This window comes from Phytobacter sp. V69, from assembly GCF_965644215.1.
Classification (GTDB): Bacteria; Pseudomonadota; Gammaproteobacteria; order Enterobacterales; family Enterobacteriaceae; genus Phytobacter.
Genome location: NZ_CBFFRL010000325.1, coordinates 1 through 3,456 on the forward strand (window position 1 = coordinate 1; position 3,456 = coordinate 3,456).

General features: G+C 54.1%; 3 protein-coding genes. 1 reads left to right on the plus strand and 2 read right to left on the minus strand.

Annotation, left to right across the window (positions count from 1 at the left end):
• Positions 1-141: 141 nt before the first annotated feature.
• Positions 142-969 (minus strand): 2,5-didehydrogluconate reductase DkgA, encoded by an 828-nt coding sequence (dkgA, locus tag ACSZPU_RS24505; protein WP_499004180.1) that lies wholly within the window; start codon positions 967-969, stop codon positions 142-144.
• A gap of 101 nt (positions 970-1,070) precedes the next feature.
• The gene (yqhD, locus tag ACSZPU_RS24510; RefSeq protein WP_499004182.1) at positions 1,071-2,234 is read right to left on the minus strand and encodes an alcohol dehydrogenase; all 1,164 of its coding nucleotides are present in this window, start codon (positions 2,232-2,234) and stop codon (positions 1,071-1,073) included.
• Between the two features lie 194 nt (positions 2,235-2,428).
• Here yqhD and ACSZPU_RS24515 point away from each other — a divergent pair, with 194 nt between their 5' ends.
• Complete coding sequence (locus ACSZPU_RS24515; protein WP_499004183.1) at positions 2,429-3,328, plus strand: AraC family transcriptional regulator; 900 nt, start codon at positions 2,429-2,431, stop codon at positions 3,326-3,328.
• Positions 3,329-3,456 lie beyond the last annotated feature (128 nt).

The window sequence follows — 3,456 nt, forward strand, 5'->3', positions numbered from 1 at the left end:
GTCATGATAATAGGGCCTTCTGATTAGAAGGCCCTATTATCAATGATTTTTATCCTCGTGACGACACTATCTAGCTGGGGGTTTTCTGTGCACAAAAAAAGCCCGGCTTGGCTGCCGGGCTGGGGGATATGATGGGAGTAATTAGCCGCCGAACTGATCCGGGTCGGGGCCAAGGCGTTTGCCTTCGTCGAGCTTAGCTATTTCGCCCAGCTCGTCTTTATCCAGACGGAAATCCCAGACGTCGAAGTTCTCGGCAATACGCGCCGGGGTCACGGATTTCGGGATCACCACCAGGCCGCTGTCCAGGTGCCAGCGAATGACAATCTGGGCGGCGGTTTTACCGTATTTGTCCGCCAGTTCGCGGATAATTTTCTGGTCAAACCCCCCTTCACCGCCCTGTGCCAGCGGGCTCCATGACTCGGTCTGGATTTTGTGCGTGGCGTTCCAGGCATGCAGCTGACGCTGCTGCAGGAGGGGGTGCAATTCAATCTGGTTGATAACCGGGGTGACGTTGGTTTCATCAATCAGCTTTTGCAGATGATGAATCTGGAAATTACAGACTCCAATGCTCTTCACCAGGCCTTGTTCCTGGAGTTTGATCATCCCTTTCCAGGCTTCAACATAGTGATCGATAGCCGGAACCGGCCAGTGCATCAGGTAGAGATCAACATAATCCAGCTGCAGTTTATCGAGGCTTTCTTGCAATGCTTCTTGTGGGCGTTTCTGATCGTCATTCCACAGTTTGGTGGTAATAAACAGCTCATCACGCGCAACGCCTGCACTGTGTAATGCGGTGCCGACGCCATCTTCATTTTTGTACGCGGCAGCGGTATCGATAGAGCGATAACCCACTTCCAGCGCCTTGTGAATGGCGGAAACCACTTCCTCATTGCCCGCTTTCCACACGCCAAGACCCAGCTGCGGCATCAAATTGCCATCCGAAAGCTTAATCACGGTTGGATGTGTCATGCATTCCTCCTGTATGAGCTTACCGGGACAGGTCCCGGTAAGGTTGTGTGCATTAAGTCTGGACGAAAAGTCCAAAAACGAAAGGCAGCGGAGTAAAAAGCTTAGCGTGCCGCTTCGTAAATGCGACGGCTGACATCAAGGGTAATGTCCTGATGTTCGCCAAGTTTTGTCATGCCGTGTTCTTCCAGCTTCGCCAGCAGCGCCGGAATGGAGCTACCGTCCAGACCGTAACCTGACAGGCGAGTCGGCACGCCCATCTGCTCGAAGAAACCACGGGTTGCTTCGATAGCGGCATCGATACGGCTGTCATCGGAACCTTCGGTGATGTTCCACACGCGTTCTGCGTATTGCAGCAGTTTGGCGCGTTTGGTCTCGCGTTTTTCATTCCACAGCGCAGGCAGTACCACCGCCAGCGTCTGGGCATGGTCGAGACCGTGCATCGCCGTCAGTTCATGGCCGAGCATATGGGTTGCCCAGTCCTGCGGCACGCCCGCGCCAATCAGGCCGTTCAGTGCCTGGGTGGCCGCCCACATCACGTTGGCACGCACGTCGTAATTTTCCGGTTCTTGCAGCGCTTTCGGGCCTTCTTCAATAAGCGTCAGCAGAATGCCTTCGGCGAAGCGGTCCTGAATTTTGCCGTTTACCGGGTAGGTGACATATTGCTCAACGGTATGGACGAAGGCATCGACAACACCGTTTGCGACCTGACGCGGCGGCAGGGTGTAGGTGTACACCGGATCCAGCACGGCAAAGATCGGCTGAACATGTTCCGACATAAATGCGCGTTTATCGCCGGTGGTTTTACGCGAGATAACCGCGCCTTTGTTGGATTCGGAACCGGTGGCTGGCAGGGTCAGCACGGAGCCCATCGGGATCGCGCTTTCAACTTTGCTGCCATAGGTTTCCAGAATTTCCCACGGGTCCACGCCATCGGCGTAATGGGCCGCTGCGGCGATAAATTTGGTGCCGTCCAGCACAGAGCCACCGCCAACAGCCAGCAGGAAGGTAATTTTGTCATCCTGGGCGATTTTGACGGCTTTCATCAGCGTTTCGTAAGACGGGTTGGGTTCGATACCGCTGAATTCCCGCACATCCAGACCTTCCAGCGCGCTATAGACCTGATCCAGCACGCCGTTTTTCTTCACGCTACCACCACCGTAGGTGATCAGTACGCGAGCGTCTGCCGGAATTTGTTCACGCAAATCGGCAATCGCGCCTTTACCAAACAGGATGCGGGTAGGGGTATGGAGATTAAAGTTGTTCATTGCTCGTTCCCTTTATGTGGGTGATAAAAAGAGCAGGCAGCAGGCTGCCCGATGGCGATTATTGTGGGCGTGGCGGGCTTTCCTCTCAATGCACATTCCTGCCGATGTCTTGCCTGTTTCTCCAGCCTGCTGGAGAAACCGCACAAAAAAATGCACACTGTAAAGGTCGAAAAAAACTAACGGAGCGGCGTGCTATGAACCGTGATGAGATTTGTCAGTTGCTAACAGAGAAAATAAAGGTACTGAAAAATAATGAAAATTATCTCAGTACGCTGCTGCCGGATATCCGCTTACTGTACGGTACAGAGCCGGGAACCCGCACGCCGGTGATGTATCAACCGGGGATCGTTTTTCTCTTTTCCGGCCATAAAATTGGTTATATCAACGAGCGCGTGTTTCGCTACGATACCAATGAATACCTGCTCCTGACGGTACCTTTACCGTTCGAGTGCGAAACCTATGCCACGCCGGAGATTCCGCTGGCCGGGCTGCGCCTGAACGTCGATATCCTACAATTGCAGGAACTGCTGATGGACATTGGCGAAGACGAATTTTTCCAGCCTGCAATGGCGGCAAGCGGCATCAACTCTGCCACGCTGTCCGAAGAAATTCTGTGTGCGGCGGAACGTTTACTCGATGTGATGGAGCGTCCGCTGGACGCCCGCATCCTGGGCAAACAAATCATCCGCGAGCTGCTCTATCACGTACTCGTTGGGCCGCGCGGCGGTGCGCTGCTGGCGCTGGTCAGCCGTCAGACCCATTTCAGCTTAATCAGCCGGGTGCTCAAACGCATTGAAAGCCAGTACACGGAAAACCTGAGCGTGGATGAGCTGGCGGCGGAAGCCAATATGAGCGTCTCGGCGTTCCACCATAATTTTAAATCGGTGACCAGCACGTCGCCGTTGCAGTACCTCAAAAGCTATCGCCTGCACAAAGCGCGAATGATGATGATCCACGACGGCATGAAAGCCAGCGCTGCCGCTATTCGTGTGGGTTATGAAAGCCCGTCGCAGTTCAGCCGCGAATTTAAACGCTACTTTGGCGTCACGCCGGGGGAAGACGCGGCGCGTATTCGCATGATGCAGGGCGTCTGACGCTTTTTACGCACGTTATTCCCACCGTCCGGTGGGAATACTCCCCGCCTCTCTAGGCTGTGTCCCTTAATCACCTGAGTTATAGTAACTGTCTTTTTCAACAACATATTGAACTATGGCTCGCTACG

What these genes read in the sequence shown, in the direction of transcription:
- dkgA (WP_499004180.1), bottom strand. Translation starts at nt 969, where the DNA reads ATGACACATCCAACCGTGATTAAGCTTTCGGATGGCAATTTGATGCCG.
- yqhD (WP_499004182.1), bottom strand. Translation starts at nt 2,234, where the DNA reads ATGAACAACTTTAATCTCCATACCCCTACCCGCATCCTGTTTGGTAAA.
- ACSZPU_RS24515 (WP_499004183.1), top strand. Translation starts at nt 2,429, where the DNA reads ATGAACCGTGATGAGATTTGTCAGTTGCTAACAGAGAAAATAAAGGTA.